The sequence below is a fragment of the Streptomyces sp. NPDC001927 genome (genome assembly GCF_053594455.1).
The window spans coordinates 91839-109583 of sequence record NZ_JBSFEN010000004.1 but is presented as its reverse complement, the minus strand read 5'-3'; the positions used below and the strand labels follow the sequence as shown (position 1 = coordinate 109583).

The window sequence follows — 17745 nt, the reverse complement described above, 5'->3', positions numbered from 1 at the left end:
GCTGTCCGGCAGGCGGGCGAGGGTGGCGGGGCGGGGTCCGGAGGACGTAGAAATCGGGTCATCCGACCACATACGAAGAGGACTCCATGAGCACCGCCTCCGAACGGACACCTGCCGCACCGGACGACCTCGCCCCCACCGAGCGCACCCGCCTCCGCCGGATGCGCGACAAGGGCAGCCACCGGCGTGCCGATCTGGAGGCGGTGCTCGCCGCCGGGTTCCTCTGCCACCTCGGCGTCACCGTCGACGGCACCCCGATGGTCGTGCCCACGGTGTACGGGACCGAGTACGGCGCCGAGGGCGGCCGGCTGTACCTTCACGGCTCCGTCGCCAGCCGCAGCCTGGTCCAGGCGCCCGACGCCACGGTCTGCGTCACGGTGACGCACGTCGACGGGCTTGTGCTCGCCCGGTCCGTCTTCGAGCACGGGGTCAACTACCGCTGCGCGATGATCTACGGCGTTCCGCGCGAGGTGACCGACCCGGAGGAGAAGCTGCGCGGGCTGCGCGCGCTCACCGAACAGAGCGCGCCGGGCCAGTGGGAGTACGCCCGCCGGCCGAGCCGCAAGGAGCTGGCGGCGACCTCGCTGCTCGCCCTCGACCTCACCGAGGCGTCGGTCAAGATCGCCTCGGGCCCGCCGGACGACGGCGACGGCCCGGACGCGGAACTGGGCCTGTGGGCCGGGGTCCTCCCGCTCGTCACGACCTTCGGCCCCCTGATCCCGGACCCGGTGCTGCCGGCGGACATCGAACCGCCGGCGCACATAGCGGCCCGGGAGGGGAGCGTCGTCGGCTGAGGCCGTCCGCTTTCTCGGCGCTTCCTCGGGCTCTTGGGGCTCACTTCCGCCAGAAGAGGTGGTGGGTGACACCGCTGGGGCTGGGCACGACCTCCAGGTGGAACCGGTCGAGCAGCTCGTCCGGCGACTCCCAGAGCCGCGAGCCCGCCCCGAGCTCCACGCCGTCCGAGACCGCGACGTGGAGGGTGTCCACGAGGTCGGCGTCGAGGAACTCCCGGACCGTGGCGGCCCCGCCGCCGAGCCGGACGTCCTTGCCGTCGGCCGCCTCGCGCGCCTGGGCGAGGACCGTGGCGGGGTCGGCGTCGACGAAGTGGAAGGTGGTGTCGGAGAGCGAGAAGGACGGCCGCACGTGGTGGGTCATCACGAACACCGGGGTGTGGAAGGGCGGTTCGTCGCCCCACCACCCGAGCCAGTCCAGGTCCTTCCAGGGGCCGCGCTGGGGCCCGAACTTGTTCCGGCCCATGATCTCCGCGCCGATGTTGTTCAGGAAGTCCCGGGTGAAGTAGTCGTCGATGCCCCGGGTGCCCCCGGGGTCGGTGCGGTTCGGCCAGCTCGCCGTGGCACCGGCCCAGGAGAACATGGTCCCGGGATCGGCGTGGCCGAAGGGCCGTTCGAGGCTCTGGTTCTCGCCCGCGCCGTATCCGTCGCGCGAGACGCAGAAGTTCATGACTCTGAGCAGCTGTTCCTGGTGCACGGGTCGTCTCCTACGGGGCCTGAGGTTGTCCTCGGCCTGAGGTGGTCCGGGGCCTGAGGTTGTCGAGGGGCAGACTGCCCGGTCCGGCGGAACTCATCGCGGAGGCGCTCGCGGGGACGCTCGCGGAGGGTGCCCGGCCGGATTCAGCCGACCTCCAGGACCTCCACGCGCATGCGCTCCAGATGGCTGGGGTCCATCAGGACGTCGACGGCCGTCACGCGCCCGTCGATCACGGTGAACGCCATCACGAAGGCGGCACCCGCCCCCGCCCCCACCAGCCCCGCCGCGTCGTCGACGAGCGCGGGGCGGGCCTTCCGCGCCAGCTCGGCGAGGCGCTCCGAGACCGCCTGGGCCCCGTGGGCGACGGCCGCCCCGGCCCGTACCGCCTCCGCGTCGGCGCGCAGGAGCACCTCCGGGTCGAGGAGCGCGCGCACGGCGTCGGAGTCCCCGTCGCGCGCGGCGGCGTGCAGCGCGGCCACGACCTCCCGCTGGCGCGGAAGGTCCGGCTCGGGCATCTCCTCCGTACCCCGCACGCGGGTGGCCGCCCGGCTCACCAGCTGCCGGGTCGCCGCCGGGGTGCGGTCCACGACGGGCGCGACGTGGTCGATCGGCACCGCGAACATGTCGTGCAGCACGAACGCCACCCGCTCGGCGGGCGTCAGCGCGTCGAGCGCGGCGAACAGAGCCGGGTCGACGTCGTCGGCCCCGCGCACCGACTCGCGGGGCTCGCCCGTGGCCCAGGGATCCCAGGGGTCCTGGCGCCGGGACTCGCGGGCACGCAGCCGTTCCAGGCAGACGCGCGCGACGGCGGCATCGGCGTCGGCCACATCCGCCATGTCCGCCACGGACCCGGCGGCCTGTACGGCTCGTACCGCTTGCGCAGCCTCGTCGGCCTCGGCGAACGAGCCCAGCATCCGGTACGCGATCGCCCGCAGCCGCGCGGCATCGTCATGGCTCACCGCGTGATCGACCACCTCTCTGCGTCACCTCCGTGACAGGTCGTGGCAGGCCGTGCGGCCTGTGCAGGCCGTCGCAGGTTCGGGGCATGCCTCGGCGGGTCGTGGCGGGTCGCGGGCTCAGTCGCCGTGACCCGTCCCGCCGCTGCCGAAGCCGCCGCTGGAGATCCCGCCCCACTTGCGCTTCTCCTCGGTCGGCGGGTCGGGCGAGGTCTCGGTGCCCGAGGTGCCGCCGTTCTTGAGCTCGTACGGCATGAGGCGGTGCTCGCCGTCGGTGTGGGGCATCTCCGCCGGCCGCCGGTACTCGGACATCTCGCCGGGAAGTCCGCCCTCGGGCCGGTGCGGATGCTCCTCGGCCTTGGGGGTGGGGGACTCTTTGTCCCGGACCCTCATCCCCAGCCAGAACGCGCCGATCAGTACGGCGACCACGACCAGGCCGCCGAGAACCTGGGCCAGTCCGGACTGCCAGACTCCGGCCGCCGTCGTGACCCCTGCGGAATCCACGAGAAAACCGTTCATGTTCCAGAGATACCCATCTGGGACCAATCTGAGCAATACGTAACAATCTGCTCGAATCAGGCCTGATCCGGATCGGCACAACTCGCGTGAAACATTTCCCCGGACCCAACGCGTCATTGAGGTGTAGGGGGTCGCGTGAGTCGCGTGACAGGGGGGAGGGTCATGAAGCAGTCCCGTGCGGACGGGTTCCTGGAGTTCGCAGCTGCCAGGACGGGTCATCTGTACCGGTCGGCATGCCTGCTGACCAGCGGAGACACCCATCTCGCCGAGGACCTGGTGCAGGAGACGCTGGGCCGGATGTACGCGATGTGGGGCCGCGTCCACCGGATCGGCAACCCGGCCGGGTACGCGCAGACCGTCCTGGTCCGTACGTTCCTCAGTCACCGGCGGAGACGCTCGGCGACGGAGCGTCCCCTGGGCGAGCTGCCCGACCGGGCGCCGGAGGACGGCGACGACCCGACGCTGCGGATCGCCCTGCTCGACGCGCTGGCGGCGCTCGCGCCCAAGGACCGGGCGGTGGTGGTGCTGCGGTACTGGGAGGACCGCAGCGTCGAGGAGACGGCCGACGCGCTCCACGTCAGCTCGGCGGCGGTCCGTACGCGCACGTCCCGGGCGCTGGCCAAGCTCCGGGAGCGGCTCGGCGGCAGCATCGTCGAGTTCGCCCCTCACTGACCGCCTGACCAGCGAGTACGTCAGCTGCTTCAGCTTCCACCCTTCACTTCCACCTACCCTTCACTTCACTCATGGACCGGAGACGGTGATTCGGCATGCCTCTGAACGAGGGACACGACGGTTTCGAGGACGAGCTCGGTGCGGCCCTGCGCCGTACCGGTGACGGATTCGCCACCGAGGACAGCCGCGGCCTCGTGGCCGGCGGCCTGACCCGTGGCAGGCGCCAGGTGAGGCGCCGTCGCGCGACGGCGGTGACCTGCGGGGTCCTCGCGTTCGGGGTGGTGGGCGTCGGCGGGGTGTACGCCGGAGACCTGCTGGGTTCGGGCGGTTCGGGCAAGGGGACCGACGGCTCTTCGGTCGCCGCGTCGAGGAGCACGGGTCCCGAGTCGGCTCTGGCGGCCGTGCTGAAGGCGAACACCCCGGCCGGCACCTGGACAGTCGAGCACAGCGACTCCACGTCAATCACGGCCGTGTACGAGGACGGCAAGGGCCAGGCGGGTGTCACCGTCGGTCTTTACCGGGCGGGGGAGAGCGAGGAGTCGGCCGCGGGCCAGGTCACGTGCCCGGACCCGCTGTACGTCCCCCACGACGCCTGCACGAGCAGCAAGCTGCCGAACGGCGACCGGCTGATGGTCCTCCAGGGGTACGAGTACCCGGACCGGCGCACGGACACGAAGAACTGGCGGGCGGTCCTGCTCACGAGGGACGGCTTCCTGGTCGACGCGAGCGAGTACAACGCGCCGAGCGCCAAGGACTCCGACGTCACCCGCACGGACCCGCCCTTCAGCCCCGCACAGATGAAGACGCTCGTCACGGCGGAGGGCTGGCGCCCGCTGTTCAAGAAGCTGACGGTCCCCGAGGGGAAGCCCACGCCGGGCAAGGACACCCCGCCGCCTTCGGTGGACGGCGCGGACGTCCGGGCGACCCTGCGCTCGCTGATGCCGAAGGGCCTGACGGTGGTCTCGAGCGGCGGTCAGGAGGAGGAGTTCGCGTACGTGGTCGTGAACGACGGCAAGGGCAAGAGCCTCGTCCAGATCAACGTGCAGAACCACATGGAGGACGTCGCCCCGCGCCTGAAGGCCGCCGGCACCAAGCTGCCCGACGGCCGCCTGGTCCTGGTGACCGAGGAGCCCGGCGAGAAGGGCGGCGCGGGCGTGACGGCGTGGACGGCCGAGTCCCTGACGCCGTCGGGCTTCCGGGTGGTGATCTCCGCGTTCAACACGGGCGCACAGCACGAGGCCGCGACACGCGCGAAGCCCGCGCTGACGAAGGAGCAGCTGAGGGAGATCGCGCTGAGCCCGAAGTGGTCGAAGTTCGAGACGGAGTAGCGGGCCGTGGTGTGGCGGGCCGTGGGGCGGGCCTCCGCGCAGGGCCCCTCACTTCGCGTCGGCGTACCGCTCCACCGTCGCCGTCGTGAACGGGAAACGCACCGGGGTGTGCCCGAAGGCGATGCGGCCGGCCTCGTCCCCGGCCGCCCGGATCGCCTCCGTCACCGCCTCGGCCTCCTCGGCCGGGCAGTGCACGATCACCTCGTCGTGCTGGAAGAAGACCAGCTCGGCCCGCATCCCGGCGGTGGCGCGGCGCAGCGCGGCGAGCATCAGCAGCGCCCACTCCGCCGCGCTGCCCTGGACGACGAAGTTACGGGTGAACCGGCCGCGCGCCCGGGAGTTGCCGGAGGCGTAGCCGGGCGTGTACTCGCCCTCCCCGGAGCCGGATTCGCCGCCCGCACCCTCACTGCCACCCTCCTGGGGGAGGCCGGCCTCGTCGTCCTCGGCCGCGCCGACGGCGCGCGGGCTGGTCCGGCCGAGCCAGGTCCGGACGAGCAGCCCGTCCTCGCCGGCCTTCGCGGCGTCGTCGACGTAGGCGACGGCGCGCGGGAAGCGGCGGCGGAGCGCCGCCAGGTTCTTCAGTCCGTCGCCGCTGGTCTGCCCGTAGATCGCACCGAGGAGCGCGATCTTGGCGTGCTCGCGGTCGCCGGAGAACGCCCGGTCCGACAGCCGGCGGTACAGGTCGTCGGGGTGTCCGGCGACCTCCATCAGGCCGGGGTCGCGGGAGATCGCGGCGAGGACCCGGGGCTCCATCTGGTCGGCGTCCGCGACGACGAGCCGCCAGCCCTCGTCGGCGACCACGGCCCGCCGGACGACCTTGGGGATCTGCAGGGCGCCGCCGCCGTTGGTGGTCCAGCGGCCGGTGACCGTGCCCCCGGGCTGGTACTCGGGCCGGAAGCGCCCGTCCCGCACCCAGTCCTGGAGCCAGGACCAGCCGTGGGCGGTCCAGATCCGGTACAGCTTCTTGTAGGCGACGAGCGGAGCGACGGCGGGGTGGTCGATCTCCTCCAGCTCCCAGCGACGGGTGGACCGTACCCGGATCCCGGCCCGGGCGAAGGCCTTGACGACGTCGGCGGGCAGGTCGGGTCGGACGCGGTGGCCGAAGGCGGCGGAGACCTCGTCGGCGAGCTCGGCGAGGCGCCGGGGCTCGCCCCCGCCCGCGTACCGCTCGCCCAGCAGCTCCTGCAGCAGCTCCCGGTGGACGTCGGCCCGCCAGGGCAGCCCTGCCCGGTGCATCTCGGCGGCGACGAGCATGCCCGCGGACTCGGCGGCGGTGAGCAGCCGCATCCGCCCCGGGTGCGCGGTCCGGTCGTGGCGGGCCTGCTGCTCGGCGTAGACGGCGAGGAGGTCCTCGAAGGAGACGGCGGTGGCGCTGGGTCTCGCCTCGAAGAGGGAGTCCTGCGAGCCGGGCTCGGCGGCGCGCTGGGGCGGATCGGGCGGTACGGGGGCGTTCCGCAGGCGGGCGAGGGCGGCGGCCGCGGACCGGGGCTCTCCGAGCCGCCCCTCGTGGCCGAGCAGGAGCCCTTCGGCGACCTCGATGTCGTAACACCGCTCGACGCGCACCCCGGCGTCGAGCAGCCGGGGGTGGACCTCGGCGGTGGACCGCCACACCCAGCGGGCGACGCCGGGCCGGGAGCGGACGGCCTCGACGAGGTCCGGCTCGCGCAGGACGGGTCCGGCGGGCAGCGCGTCGGGGCCGAGGGGGACGAGCCGCGCTCCGTCCCCCTCCGCTTCGGCGGCCAGCGCCCACCTCTCGCTCATGGGTGCGAGTCTGGCACCCACCACTGACAACGCGGTTTTCGCCGCTCTGCGTGAGAGGGACTTCGGGCTAGGCCGCCCGGTGAAAGAGCGCGGCGGCCTCGCCCCGGGACCCCACCCCGAGCTTGTTCAGGATGTTGGCGACGTGGAACTTCACGGTGGACTCGCTGATGTGCAGCGCGGCCGCGATCTGCCGGTTGCGGTGACCGAGGGCGAGATGGGTGAGGACCTCCAGTTCGCGTTCGCCGAGCCCGGTGAGCGGGTCGACGGCGGCGACGGGCGCGTCGGGGGTGGCGAGCGGCAGGGTCGCCGTGAAGGTCGTGCCCCAGCCGGGGACGGCGTCGAACTCGAGCTGCCCGCCGAGCACGTCGAGCCGGTCGGTGACGCTCCCGGCGCCCGCCGGGCAGCCGTCCAGGGCGCCGGGCCCGTCGTCCCGCAGGGTGGCCCGCAGCTCGTGCTCGGTGACCTGCCAGCCGACGTGGACCCGGCCGACCGCCTCCTGTTCGAGGACGACGAGCAGCAGCGCGCGCACGATGGCCCGCGCACCGTGGGCGACATCGGCGGGCAGGGTGCGGGAGGTGGCGGGGGGCCCGAGTTCGAGCCGTACGGGACTGTGCCGGAGCATCGTGCGCAGCCCGTCCGCGAGCCGCTCGAACGCTTCGAGGGCGGGCTCCTCGGCGACGGACCGGTCCCGCTCCGCCTCCGACCGCATCTGGATCAGCGCGTTGACGGCGAGGTCGGTGGCGGTGGCCCGGGCGGCCGCGTCGTCGAGGGTGCGGCTGCGGAGCACGGCGAGGATCCCGGAGAGCGCCGAGGAGTGCGTGGTGGTCAGCTCGGCGATGACCCGCGCCCGGGTGTCGGCGGCGGCCCGCGACCGGGCGAGGGCACCGGGCATGGCTTCGACGGCGAACCGGTCGAAGTGACTGGTGACAAGATCCCAGAGGACCTGAGCGACGCCGAGGACGTCATCGGACACAACCCCACCCTCGTCCCGCACGAGGACAAGAACGGACCGCCGGGCGGTCGCGTCGCTGGTGACGGCGACGATCTCGCGCTCGGCACCGCCGACGACGGCACGCCCCTGCCAGGGCTGGCCGGGGGTGCCGGAGGCGAGCAGCGGGGTGAGTTCGGCGGCGGTCGGCAGCCCGTGCGCGGGCTCGCCGACGCTCTTGTACGGGGAATGGGCGCAGTGCGTGGCGAGTTCGGCGGCGGCGCGGTGCGGGATGAGCGGGCCGAGGGCGGCGGAGAGTCGGGGCAGGATCTGACCGAGCGGCTGCCGGATGACCTCGTACGCGGTGGTGAGCGTGATCGCGTCCATAGGGGTGAGCTTAGGCCTGTCCTTTCGACCAGCCAGCCCTACCCGAACGACGGGCGGAGAAGGTAGCGAGAGAGGACAAGCTGGCCTCATCGACGAACAAGAGTCTACGGAGGCCGAGATGGAAGCGATCGTGTACGAGGAGTTCGGGGGCCCGGAGGTCCTGCGCCACGAGTCGGGCGTCGCGGTGCCCGAGCCGGGGGAGGGCGAGGTCCGTGTGAAGGTGGCGGCGGTGGGCGTCAACCCCGTGGACTACAAGCGCCGTTACGGCTGGGTGGAGCAGTTCTACCCGACGACGTTCCCGGCGATCCCGGGCCTGGAGTTCGCGGGCACGGTGGACGCGCTGGGCCCGGGGGTGTCGGGGGTGCGGGTCGGCGACGAGGTCCTGGGCTGGACGAAGACGGGCGCGTACGCCGAGTACGCGCTGTCGGACCTGTACGTCCCGAAGCCGGCGGAACTCTCCTGGGAGCAGGCCGCGAGCCTCCCCGTGGCGGGCGAGACGGCGGCGCGGGTGCTGCGCCTGCTGGACGTGCGGGAGGGCGAGACCCTGCTGCTGCACGGAGCGGCGGGCGCGGTCGGCTCGGCGGCGGTCCAACTGGCGGTCGCGGCAGGCGTGACGGTGATCGGCACGGCGTCGGAGCGGAACCACGCGTACCTGAAGTCCCTGGGCGCGATCCCGGTGACGTACGGCGAGGGCCTCGCGACCCGCGTCCGCACGGCGGCCCCCGCCGGCATCGACGCGGTCTTCGACGCGGCGGGCCACGACACGCTGCCGGTCTCGATCGACCTGATGGCGGGCGAGAAGACCCGCATCATCACGATCGCGTCCCCGGACGCGCACACCCACGGCATCGTCTTCTCGGGCACGCTCGGCACTCCGGAACAGGTCCGCGAGGACCTCACGACCCAGGCGAACCTGACGGCAACCGGCGCCCTGACGATCCGCGTGGCGGAAACCTTCCCCCTGAAGGAGGCGCCCCGAGCCCAGGAACTGAGCGAATCCGCCCGATCCCAGGGCAAGTTGATCCTCCTCCCGTAACCGAGCCCCGCCGTGCCAGGCTGTGGCCCATGGGGTGGACCTACAAACTGCACGGTGGCGTAGCGACGGCGCTGGGCGCCACGCTGCTGCTCTTGACGGGCCTCACGTGGCTGCCCGGAACGCTGCCGCTGACGGGGTCGGGATGGCCGATGATCGTGATCGTCGCGCTGCTCTTCCCGATCTTCCTGGCCGCTCTGGCCCGCGTGATGCTGACCGGCGCGGACCACCACACGGTGTGGCAGGCCTTCCGCTGCCTCCCCCACCGGGCCCAACTGGGCCTGGCGGCCTTGGCCCTGGCGGGTGTGGTGATGCAACTCCCCGCCGAGGAGCAGGGGAACCTCCAGTCCGCCGAGGCGAAGAACGGCCACCACTACGCCTTCGACACCACACCCCACAACCGCGGCACGCGCGAGATCTCCCAGCCCCAGTACGAGGCCGTCCTGGAGGCCGATCAACGCATGATGCTCGGCATCCCAGGCACGCTCTTCATCACCGCCGCCTGCCTCGCCCTGGGAGCCGGAGAACTACGCCGCGCGGACCGAGGGGCCCGAGGCCCCAGGCCGTCGCGACTGGGGTAGCGGCCTCAAGGCCGTGTTTCGACGTGGCGGTCGGTGCTACGAGGCGACCGTCCTCGTCGCTGTCATCAGTGAGTGGCTGTGGATCCTCAGTCGTCAGACGGAGGGATCCACGTTCCACATCGCAGGCAGATCGCTGTCGCAGAAGACACAGACGAAGTCGTCCTCGCGGACGATGTTGTGCCCTTGGCAGGTGGGGCAGCGCCGGAACACCACTCCGTGGGTGAAGGCGGAGGGGTGTCCGAGCCCTGCGTCATCGAGAGCGCGGGCGACTTCCGGCCAGGAGGTGACGTCCGGGCAATATCCGGTGGACTGGTTGCTGACCTCGCTCACGGCCCACCAGTCCGCCTCGCACGTGAAGCTGATCTCGCCGGCACTCAGAACCGTGTCTCCTTCGGCACAGGCCACATGCTCGCTTCGTCGCGGCGCCAGCCGAAGTACACCGTCCATACCGACCACGAAGGTGAATGGCTCGGCCAGCTCCGCCGTCGATCGCTCAGCGATCCAGCTACCGAAGTCAGCCGCCGAGCTGATCCGACACCCGCCGCGGCCAGGCCTGACCGCGGCCTTCAGCTCGACCGGTCCGACATAGCGGTAGCTCCGCTCCCGCGCACTCACGTCGGCCAACCTAGAGCACCTCCGAGACACGTCCTAGCCGGCGGGCCGGCCGGCGAAGAGTTCCTCGGCGGTGGTGGCCGTGATCGCGCGGTCGAGCCAGGTGTCGAGGACGTCGGTGTCCGTGCACGAGGAGATCCGCAGGGCGGCGGCCTCGGGGACGTCGACCCCTCGCGCGGCGAGCACGCGGAGGACGGCTTCGGCCTTGGCCTCCGCCTTGCCTGCCACCTCGCCTTCGGCCTTGCCCTTGAGGAACGTCTCCTCGACGAGAGTCCCTCGGCCGGGGAAGAAGCTGCCCACGCTCATCAATTTCCTCCAGGTCGTGCGGGCCGGGGTGTCGCCCAGGCCGATCTCCAGCAGTTCCGAGTAGTACGCGACGGAGTCAGAGTCGTCGCCGGCCGTGCCCACGGCGTGTGCCAGGGCCTCCAAGGTCGCCGTCATGTCCCGATCGCGGCGATGGGCCATGACGGAGAAGGCCGCCATGGCCAGATTCCGGCTCACCTCGTCCGGGTCGGTGATCACCGGGACGTTGTCCGGGCCGAGGACGAGGGGGCGGGTGGTGAGGGCGTGCCAGTGGTCGACGCCGGTGTTGAAGGGGCCTGCGGCCCATCGGGCCGTGCGCCGGTCCGGGCAGACGACGAGAAGGAGCGCCGGCATCGCGTACTTCTCCCTGAGGTACGCGAGGTAGTACGCCCAACTCGGCCCCTTTTCCGGGTCCCGCCGACCCTGCAGCTCGATCGCGAGGAGGAAGGGCGCCCCCTCGGACGGGGTGACGCGCAAGACGCTGTCGACCTGGCGCTCCAGTGGCCGTAACGCGGTCATGTCCGGCGTCAGCGCCTCGATCGACGCCTTGGGTGCCAGCCGCACACCGAGGATCTGGAAGACCGGCGTCAGCAGCTCCGGCCGGTCCTGGAAGATCCGATGAGAGGCCTCATGCGATGAAGTGACCATGCGGGGAACGTAGAGGGCGCAGAGTCGGCTGGCATATGCCAATGACTCATGACCACTGGAACGAGTGGTGTGCGTGCCCCGATGTTGACCCCCGAACCCCAGGACGGGGCGGTGACCCGGCTCCGACCCTGGTCACCGCCCCGTCCACCCACCTTCGCCGCTCAGCGCGTCGCGCGCCACGCGGGGAGGGCGGAGGCGGCCGCCGCGACCAGGGCGCAGGTGCCCGCCGCCCCGCCCACGGCGGCCCACGGCACGGCGAGCGCGACCGGGGCCGAGAGGGCCGCGAGGGCGGCGCCCTGGACGGCCAGACAGGCCGCCGTCACCGCGAGGCCCAGCGCCGTACCGATCGCCACCGCGAGCGCCGACTCGCCCGTCACGACCCGCAGGATCTGGGCGCGGGTGGCGCCGGCGAGACGGAGCGCGGCCAGTTCCGCGCCGCGTACCGACGTCGCCATGAGGAGGGTGTTGGCGAGGGCGATCACCGTGTAGACGAGCGCGATGCCGAGGACCAGGAGCAGCCCGAGCCGGGTCTCCGGGCTGGAGGCCGGGTGCGTGGCGGCGGCCCAGGCGTCCACACTCCGTACCGTCCCACCAGCCCCCGCCAAAGCCGCCCCCGCCCCCACACCCCCCGCATCGATCCGGTCCACGACCGCCCCCGGCGCGTTCGCTCGCGTCACGTAAGGCCCGTTGTCACCCGTCCCGAGCGCCAGCACCGCCACCACCCGCAGCCGTACCGGTCCGCTCCCGTCCGCCCGCCACACCTCCACCACGTCACCCACCCCCCTCCGCTCGAACTCCTCGTTCACGACGATCGACCGGTCGTCCAGGTCGGCCACGTCCCCCGCCACCACCGGCAGCCGCGTCAGTTCCGCGAAGGCCGCCGGGTCGGAGACCGCCCGCGCGCCGTACTTCACCAGCGCCTCCGCCCCGTCGCGTACGAAGACGGAGGTCGCGCCCGTCGCCGACGTACCCGGCACCGGCCGCAGGTCGTCCCCCGTCACCACCCACTCCGCACGCGTCTGCTCCCGCGCCTCCGCCGCCTTCGTGCTCGTGACCGTCGTCGACGCACCAAGCAGCGAGCCGGCCAGCGCGACCGTCACGAGGACCGGCGCGGCGACCGCGGCGGTACGGCGGACGGCCGCCGCGCTGTTCTCCCGTACGAGCATCCCCGTCGCCCCCGGCAGCCGTACCGCCCGCGCGACCGGCCTGACCAGCGCCGGGGCCAGCAGGGCCACGCCCGCGATCAGCAGCATCGGCACCGTCGTGTACGTCTTCCGCTTCAGCAGCTCCGACGGCTCGGTGAGACCCGTCCACACCAGCAGCCCCGCGCCCGTCACCAGCAGCCCCGTGCCGAGCAGGGCCCGGCCGAGCGGCAGCACGTCCGCGTCGACGTCCGCCTCCCGCAGCGCGTCCGCGGGACCGACCCTCCCCGCCCGCCGCGAGGCGGCGAAGGCCCCGGTGAGGGCGACGGTCACGCCTGTCCAGAACGCGACGTGGAAGGGCCACGCGGCGCCACCGATCGCGAACCACTCGGGCGCGAGGCCCCCCTCCACGAGCACCCGCGCCAGCCACGGCGCCGCCCACGCGCCCAGCACGCACCCGGCGGCCGAGGCGAGCACCCCGACACCGGCGGCCTCCGCGAGGAGCATCCGCCGTACCTGACCGGGCGTCGCGCCCGCCGTCCGCAGCAGCCCGAACTCGCGCCGCCGCAGGGCGACCGCGAACGCGAACGTGGACGCGACGACGAAGACCGACACGAAGGTGGTGACGCCCCCGGCCGTGCCGAGTAGGGCGTTGACGGCGACGAGCGCCTCGGCGTCCCGCTCCGGTTCCGGGTCGGCGAGCCGCCGCTCGTTCCCGGTGAGCACCTGGGCCCGGTCGCCGACGAGCGTACGGACCTCGGCGGCGGGGCCGTGGACGCCGACGGCGTCGGGGCCACCGGCGGTGGTGACAGTCCAGCGGGCCTTCAGTTCGGCAAGCAGTTCGATATCCACAGGCTGTGGACGGTCGAGCTTCTGCGACACGGTGGCGGTGCCCGGACCCCGCCGTACCTCTACGGTGACAGCGTCCCGCCCCTTTACGACCACCGGCGCCGCGGCGAACCGCTGCGGGGCACGCTCGGGCGCGTCGAAGGTGGCGAACAGGCCGAGGCCCATGGTCGCGAGCAGCCCGACGCCGAGGGCGAGGGCGACGAAACTCCCGAGGAAGGCGGCCCATCGGGCCCGAAGCCCGGAGAGAACGACGGTCAGCACGGAGGAACCTCCGCCCCGTCCCGGGCCACCCCGGAGCCGGCCACACCAAGGGCGGCACCCGTCTCCAACCCGGCCATCCGCCCCGCTACCCCCTCCACCGTGGGCCCGTACAGCTCGCCCTCCACCCGCCCGTCGACCAGGAACACCACCCGGTCCGCGCGCGCCGCCGCCACCGGGTCGTGCGTCACCATGACGATCGTCTGGCCGTCCCGGTCCACCAGCTCCCGCAGCATCGTCAGGACCTCGCGGCTGGTGGTCGAGTCCAGGGCCCCGGTCGGCTCGTCACCGAAGAGCACCGCGGGCCGGGTGATCAACGCCCGGGCGATCGCGACCCGTTGCTGCTGCCCACCGGACAGCTCCCCGGGCCGGTGCCGCTCCCGCCCACCCAGCCCGACCCGCTCCAGCGCCGCCCGCACCTCGCCCCGCGACACCCGCCGCCCCGCGAGCCGCAGCGGCAGGGCCACGTTCTGAGCGGCCGTCAGGGAGGGCAGCAGGTTGAACGACTGGAAGACGAAGCCGATCCGGTCCCGCCGCAACAGCGTGAGCCGTCGCTCGCTGAGCCCCGCCAACCCCACCCCGCCCACCTCGACGGTCCCGCCCGTGGGCCGGTCGAGCCCCGCCGCGCACTGCAGCAGCGTGGACTTGCCGGAGCCGGAGGGCCCCATGACAGCGGTGAAGGTCCCGGTACGGAAGTCCAGATCGACGCCGTCCAGGGCGCGGACGTCACGGTGGTGGCGGCGAAGCCCGATCAGCCGAACGGCGATGTCGTCGCAAGGGCCAGGGCCGGAATGGCGAGTTGAGGTCATGCCTCAAGCGAATCGCCTCCCCGCCCTCCGATCACGACCACTGAAGGGCGTCTCCAAGGTATGCCTGGCCCTACCCCCTCACCCCCTACCCCCGTCGTACCGCCGCCACGAACACCTCCAGCGCGTCCAGCGGCTCCCGCCCCAGCAGCTCCCGCAGGTCGCTCGTGACCCCCGTGCCGTCCATGAAGCCGTGCGCGATGGCCGAGTACGTGCCCGTCAGCATCGGCACCTGGAAGTCCACGGCCCCGGAGGCCGCGAGCGCCGTACGCGCCTCGGCGAGGGTCCCGGGTGCGTACGTGGCGCCGAGCGCACGCGCCAGGTCCGCCCCGCCGAGCGGCCGTTCGCCGACGAGCTCGTAGGTGCGGCCGGCGTGCGCGGCCGGGTCGGTGGCGACGCGGACCGCGACCTCGGCGAGGTCCTCGCGCGCCACGGCGGCGAGCCGGCCGTCCCCGAGGGGGCCGGTGATGCGGTGGTCGGCGTCGGGCGTCGCGATCCAGGTGAGGAACTCGGCGTACAGCCCGTTGCGCAGCACCGTCCACGCCACGCTCGACCGCTGGAGCCGCCGCTCGGTCCAGCGGTGGGCGAGGGAGTAGGTGAGGTGGTCGCCGTCGCCGGAGAGGCTGGTGTAGACGATGTGCCGGACCCCGGCCGCCTCGGCGGCGGAGATCGCGGCCTCGTGCCGGGCGATCACGAGGTCGTCCTCGCCGTACCCGGCCGAGATCAGCAGCAGGGTGTCCACCCCGGCGAAGGCCTCCGGCAGGGTCGCGGGCGCGTCGAAGTCGACGGGCCGGGTGCCGGGCAGCCCGGCGCGGGTGCCGAGGACGACGTCCTGCCGCCCGGCGAGGCGCTCCGCGACGAGCGAGCCGAGCCCGCCGGAGACACCGGTGACGAGCAGCATGATTCCCCCTGGTTTCGTGGTTCTGGCCGTTGAGGACCATCCTGGAGGCGACGGCGCGGATCTTGTAAGGAGGCACATTCATGTACGAGGGGCACACCGAGGTAACCACCGAGGTCACCGGGGCGGACGCCACCGGCCCCCTGGTGAGCTGTGCGGAGGAGTGCGGCGTACGGGATGTACAGGACCGCCTCGGCGACAAGTGGACCGTGCACGTCGTCGTCGAACTGGCGGCGGGCGCACGGCGCTTCAAGGAGCTGCAACGCCTGGTCACCGGGATCTCGCAGCGGATGCTGACCCTCACCCTGCGCCGCCTGGAGCGGGACGGCCTGGTGACACGGACGGTGTACCCGACGACCCCGCCGCAGGTGGAGTACGAGCTGACGGCGACCGGGCACAGCATGACGCACCTGATCAAGCAGCTGATCGACTGGTCGCTCGACCACCGCGCGGTGATCGGCCGGGCGCGCGAGGCATGGGACGCGAAGCAGACGTGAGGCAGAAGTGAGTACGAAGACGACGGTGGACAGGGCCCTGGAGACGGCTCTGTACACGGACGAGGACACGCCCCTGGACACGGCGGCGTCGCTGCTCGCGGCGGACCGCTCGGCGGACGCGGAACTGGCGCGCCGGGGCGAGGAGTTCGTACGGAAGACATGGGAGCGGGGCTGGCAGCCGGCGGATCTCGTACGCCTGGTGAAGCGGGACCTGGCGGAGGAACACGTACGCCTCGCGGGCTCCTTGATCGCGGCGGAGACGGCCGCCTACGCACACCTGCCGCACCGCTGGGCCGCCCAACTGGCAGACCTGGAAACGAAGCCCGCCCGTGGCGGCTCGGACCGCTTCTCGTCGGCGACGACGGCCCTCGAGCTGTACCGCCTGCTGGTACGGCTGCCGTCCCTGGAACCGGTGGGCCCGGTGCCGGGCGACGCGCTTCCGGCGCCGGCGGCGGGGGAGCCGCGGATGCTGACGCGGGTCCGGGCGCTGCTGGCGAAGGCGGAGGCGACGGGGTACCCGGAGGAGGCGGAGGCGCTGACCGCCAAGGCCCAGGAACTGATGGCCCGCCACAGCCTGGACGAGGCGGCGCTCGCCTCGCGTACGCCCTCCGGAGATGTGCCGGGGGCGATACGGATCGGGGTGGAGCCGCCGTACGAGCAGGCGAAGGCGATCCTGCTGGACGCGGTGGCGACGGCGAACCACTGCCGGGCGGTGTGGAACGAGCCGTACGGCTTCTCGACGGTGGTCGGTTTCGAGGCGGACCTGGATCCGGTGGAGCTGCTGTACACCTCGCTCCTGGTGCAGGGGACGGCGGCGATGACGCGCGCGGAGGCGGAGCAGCGGGCGGGTGGCCGGAAGCGTACGAAGTCCTTCCGGCAGTCGTTCCTGCTGGCGTACGCGAACCGCCTGGGCACCCGCCTCGCGGCGACCGCGCGCCGGGTGACGGCGGAGGAGCCGACGCTGCTTCCGGCGCTGCGCAGCCGCGAGGCCGCGGTCACGTCCCACACGGACGAGATGTTCCCGCAGACGCGGACGACCCGGGTGCGGGCGATGTGGGACGAGGCGGGCTGGACCCACGGCACGACGGCGGCGAACGCGGCGGGCCTGGGGCGCCGGGGACAGGGAGAGGTCGAGGGCGGGTAGGGGGCGGTCAGGCGGCGCGGCAGAGCGCGGCGGGTTCGACGGCGGCGCGGGTGAGGGTGACCGTCCGGCCGGACCGCTTCCGTGCGAAGACGACGAGCCGCAGCACGACGAACCGCGCGACACCGGCGAGCGCGGAGGCGGACAGATAGACGACCTGCTCAAGCACCGCACTGGGCGCGGCCACGAGCTGCTGCAGGACGAACATCGCCACACAGGTCACCGCGTACGCGGCCACCGCGGACCCGGCCGACTGCACGTGCTGACGCCGAGTCGCCCGCCGACCGGCCCCGAACGTGAACCGCGCGTGCAGCTCGGTCGCGAGCACCGTGGAGACAACGGCGACGAGCGCGTTCGCCAGCGCCCAGGGCACCCAGGAGGCGAGCGCGGCCACCCCAAAACTGGAAGCGACCCCGACGCCACCCCCACAGAGCACGAACCGCACGAAGGCAACAACCGCACCGGGCGAGGCGACCTGCCGACTGCTCTGCGCTGTCTCCATGATCCGACCCCTTAGGTGCCTCAGCGTTTGCTTCACCGTGTGGCGCCATAGTGGCACATGAATGGCGCCATGGCGAGCCATTGGCGTGAGTCGATGGGATGGCGCCCCGGCGTGGGGGAGGGTCGTTCGCAGGGGGAGGGGGGTGGATGCCTCCTCTGACCAGCCAACTTATTGCCCACGGAGGGAGTGGCGCCTTCGGCGCCAAGCGTGGCATCAGTCGACCTGGGCGATGGTGCCGCCGCTGCGCCACACGCCCCCAGGGCGGACCCGCACGACCCGCAACGTCCCAACCCCGCGCCCCAGGCCGAGCGCCCCGCCCCTCCGCGGCGGCGCCCCGCCACAAGGCCCCACCCGCCGGCGGCGCCGGCCCTACCGGCCCCCGGCGGGCGCGACCCTGCGCCGCCCAGGCGTCCGGCCCCACCACCCTGACCTGGCG

General features: G+C 73.0%; 18 protein-coding genes. 7 read left to right on the top strand and 11 right to left on the bottom strand.

Annotated elements, in window-relative coordinates:
- Nucleotides 1-86 precede the first annotated feature (86 nt).
- Nucleotides 87-794, top strand: coding sequence for a pyridoxamine 5'-phosphate oxidase family protein (locus ACWCO8_RS11040; protein WP_451032007.1), 708 nt, complete (start codon nt 87-89; stop codon nt 792-794).
- Between the two features lie 40 nt (nt 795-834).
- Here ACWCO8_RS11040 and ACWCO8_RS11035 read toward each other — a convergent pair whose 3' ends face one another.
- The 3 genes from ACWCO8_RS11035 to ACWCO8_RS11025 all read right to left on the bottom strand — a co-directional run bounded on the left by ACWCO8_RS11035 (nt 835) and on the right by ACWCO8_RS11025 (nt 2963).
- Nucleotides 835-1461, bottom strand: a complete 627-nt coding sequence (locus ACWCO8_RS11035) for a dihydrofolate reductase family protein (RefSeq protein WP_451032385.1) — start codon at nt 1459-1461, stop codon at nt 835-837.
- Between the two features lie 170 nt (nt 1462-1631).
- On the bottom strand, nt 1632-2447 hold the full coding sequence (locus ACWCO8_RS11030) for an RNA polymerase subunit sigma-70 (protein WP_451032006.1): 816 nt from the start codon (nt 2445-2447) through the stop codon (nt 1632-1634).
- Nucleotides 2448-2564: 117 nt separating this feature from the next.
- Nucleotides 2565-2963 (bottom strand): DUF6479 family protein, encoded by a 399-nt coding sequence (locus ACWCO8_RS11025; RefSeq protein WP_451032005.1) that lies wholly within the window; start codon nt 2961-2963, stop codon nt 2565-2567.
- Nucleotides 2964-3125: 162 nt separating this feature from the next.
- Here ACWCO8_RS11025 and ACWCO8_RS11020 point away from each other — a divergent pair, with 162 nt between their 5' ends.
- On the top strand, nt 3126-3635 hold the full coding sequence (locus ACWCO8_RS11020; RefSeq protein ID WP_451032004.1) for a SigE family RNA polymerase sigma factor: 510 nt from the start codon (nt 3126-3128) through the stop codon (nt 3633-3635).
- 95 nt (nt 3636-3730) lie between these two features.
- Nucleotides 3731-4963 (top strand): hypothetical protein, encoded by a 1233-nt coding sequence (locus tag ACWCO8_RS11015; RefSeq protein ID WP_451032003.1) that lies wholly within the window; start codon nt 3731-3733, stop codon nt 4961-4963.
- Nucleotides 4964-5011: 48 nt separating this feature from the next.
- On the opposite strand, the gene ACWCO8_RS11010 is transcribed toward ACWCO8_RS11015, so the two are convergent.
- On the bottom strand, nt 5012-6724 hold the full coding sequence (locus ACWCO8_RS11010) for a bifunctional 3'-5' exonuclease/DNA polymerase (RefSeq protein ID WP_451032002.1): 1713 nt from the start codon (nt 6722-6724) through the stop codon (nt 5012-5014).
- Nucleotides 6725-6791: 67 nt separating this feature from the next.
- Nucleotides 6792-8039, bottom strand: a complete 1248-nt coding sequence (locus tag ACWCO8_RS11005) for a LuxR C-terminal-related transcriptional regulator (RefSeq protein WP_451032001.1) — start codon at nt 8037-8039, stop codon at nt 6792-6794.
- A 118-nt stretch (nt 8040-8157) separates the two neighbouring features.
- Between ACWCO8_RS11005 and ACWCO8_RS11000 the strand changes: the two genes are divergently transcribed.
- On the top strand, nt 8158-9075 hold the full coding sequence (locus ACWCO8_RS11000) for an NADP-dependent oxidoreductase (protein WP_451032000.1): 918 nt from the start codon (nt 8158-8160) through the stop codon (nt 9073-9075).
- A gap of 29 nt (nt 9076-9104) precedes the next feature.
- Complete coding sequence (locus ACWCO8_RS10995) at nt 9105-9653, top strand: hypothetical protein (protein WP_451031999.1); 549 nt, start codon at nt 9105-9107, stop codon at nt 9651-9653.
- 93 nt (nt 9654-9746) lie between these two features.
- Here ACWCO8_RS10995 and ACWCO8_RS10990 read toward each other — a convergent pair whose 3' ends face one another.
- The 5 genes from ACWCO8_RS10990 to ACWCO8_RS10970 form a co-directional block, all read right to left on the bottom strand.
- Nucleotides 9747-10268, bottom strand: coding sequence for a hypothetical protein (locus ACWCO8_RS10990; RefSeq protein WP_451032384.1), 522 nt, complete (start codon nt 10266-10268; stop codon nt 9747-9749).
- A gap of 33 nt (nt 10269-10301) precedes the next feature.
- Nucleotides 10302-11216 carry a hypothetical protein gene (locus tag ACWCO8_RS10985; protein ID WP_451031998.1) on the bottom strand — a complete coding sequence of 305 codons (915 nt, stop codon included), beginning with the start codon at nt 11214-11216 and terminating at the stop codon, nt 10302-10304.
- A 161-nt stretch (nt 11217-11377) separates the two neighbouring features.
- Nucleotides 11378-13468, bottom strand: coding sequence for an FtsX-like permease family protein (locus tag ACWCO8_RS10980; RefSeq protein WP_451031997.1), 2091 nt, complete (start codon nt 13466-13468; stop codon nt 11378-11380).
- Complete coding sequence (locus ACWCO8_RS10975; protein WP_451031996.1) at nt 13462-14274, bottom strand: ABC transporter ATP-binding protein; 813 nt, start codon at nt 14272-14274, stop codon at nt 13462-13464. Before ACWCO8_RS10975 ends, ACWCO8_RS10980 begins: the two co-directional genes overlap by 7 nt.
- An 85-nt stretch (nt 14275-14359) precedes the next feature.
- Entirely contained in the window at nt 14360-15172 is an 813-nt protein-coding gene (locus tag ACWCO8_RS10970) for an NAD(P)H-binding protein (protein ID WP_451031995.1), read from the bottom strand.
- 80 nt (nt 15173-15252) lie between these two features.
- On the opposite strand from ACWCO8_RS10970, the gene ACWCO8_RS10965 reads away from it, so the two are divergent.
- Both ACWCO8_RS10965 and ACWCO8_RS10960 read left to right on the top strand, forming a co-directional pair.
- Nucleotides 15253-15666 (top strand): winged helix-turn-helix transcriptional regulator, encoded by a 414-nt coding sequence (locus ACWCO8_RS10965; protein ID WP_451031994.1) that lies wholly within the window; start codon nt 15253-15255, stop codon nt 15664-15666.
- 7 nt (nt 15667-15673) lie between these two features.
- The gene (locus ACWCO8_RS10960) at nt 15674-16810 is read left to right on the top strand and encodes a DUF2786 domain-containing protein (protein WP_451031993.1); all 1137 of its coding nucleotides are present in this window, start codon (nt 15674-15676) and stop codon (nt 16808-16810) included.
- A 7-nt stretch (nt 16811-16817) separates the two neighbouring features.
- Here the strand turns inward: ACWCO8_RS10960 and ACWCO8_RS10955 are convergent, their stop codons facing one another.
- Complete coding sequence (locus tag ACWCO8_RS10955; protein WP_451031992.1) at nt 16818-17309, bottom strand: hypothetical protein; 492 nt, start codon at nt 17307-17309, stop codon at nt 16818-16820.
- Nucleotides 17310-17745: the final 436 nt, after the last annotated feature.

Coding starts and splice junctions, on each gene's coding strand:
- ACWCO8_RS11040 (WP_451032007.1), top strand. CDS start 87: ATGAGCACCGCCTCCGAACGGACACCTGCCGCACCGGACGACCTCGCC.
- ACWCO8_RS11035 (WP_451032385.1), bottom strand. CDS start 1,461: ATGAACTTCTGCGTCTCGCGCGACGGATACGGCGCGGGCGAGAACCAG.
- ACWCO8_RS11025 (WP_451032005.1), bottom strand. CDS start 2,963: ATGAACGGTTTTCTCGTGGATTCCGCAGGGGTCACGACGGCGGCCGGA.
- ACWCO8_RS11020 (WP_451032004.1), top strand. CDS start 3,126: ATGAAGCAGTCCCGTGCGGACGGGTTCCTGGAGTTCGCAGCTGCCAGG.
- ACWCO8_RS11015 (WP_451032003.1), top strand. CDS start 3,731: ATGCCTCTGAACGAGGGACACGACGGTTTCGAGGACGAGCTCGGTGCG.
- ACWCO8_RS11010 (WP_451032002.1), bottom strand. CDS start 6,724: ATGAGCGAGAGGTGGGCGCTGGCCGCCGAAGCGGAGGGGGACGGAGCG.
- ACWCO8_RS11005 (WP_451032001.1), bottom strand. CDS start 8,039: ATGGACGCGATCACGCTCACCACCGCGTACGAGGTCATCCGGCAGCCG.
- ACWCO8_RS11000 (WP_451032000.1), top strand. CDS start 8,158: ATGGAAGCGATCGTGTACGAGGAGTTCGGGGGCCCGGAGGTCCTGCGC.
- ACWCO8_RS10995 (WP_451031999.1), top strand. CDS start 9,105: ATGGGGTGGACCTACAAACTGCACGGTGGCGTAGCGACGGCGCTGGGC.
- ACWCO8_RS10985 (WP_451031998.1), bottom strand. CDS start 11,216: ATGGTCACTTCATCGCATGAGGCCTCTCATCGGATCTTCCAGGACCGG.
- ACWCO8_RS10975 (WP_451031996.1), bottom strand. CDS start 14,274: ATGACCTCAACTCGCCATTCCGGCCCTGGCCCTTGCGACGACATCGCC.
- ACWCO8_RS10970 (WP_451031995.1), bottom strand. CDS start 15,172: ATGCTGCTCGTCACCGGTGTCTCCGGCGGGCTCGGCTCGCTCGTCGCG.
- ACWCO8_RS10965 (WP_451031994.1), top strand. CDS start 15,253: ATGTACGAGGGGCACACCGAGGTAACCACCGAGGTCACCGGGGCGGAC.
- ACWCO8_RS10955 (WP_451031992.1), bottom strand. CDS start 17,309: ATGGAGACAGCGCAGAGCAGTCGGCAGGTCGCCTCGCCCGGTGCGGTT.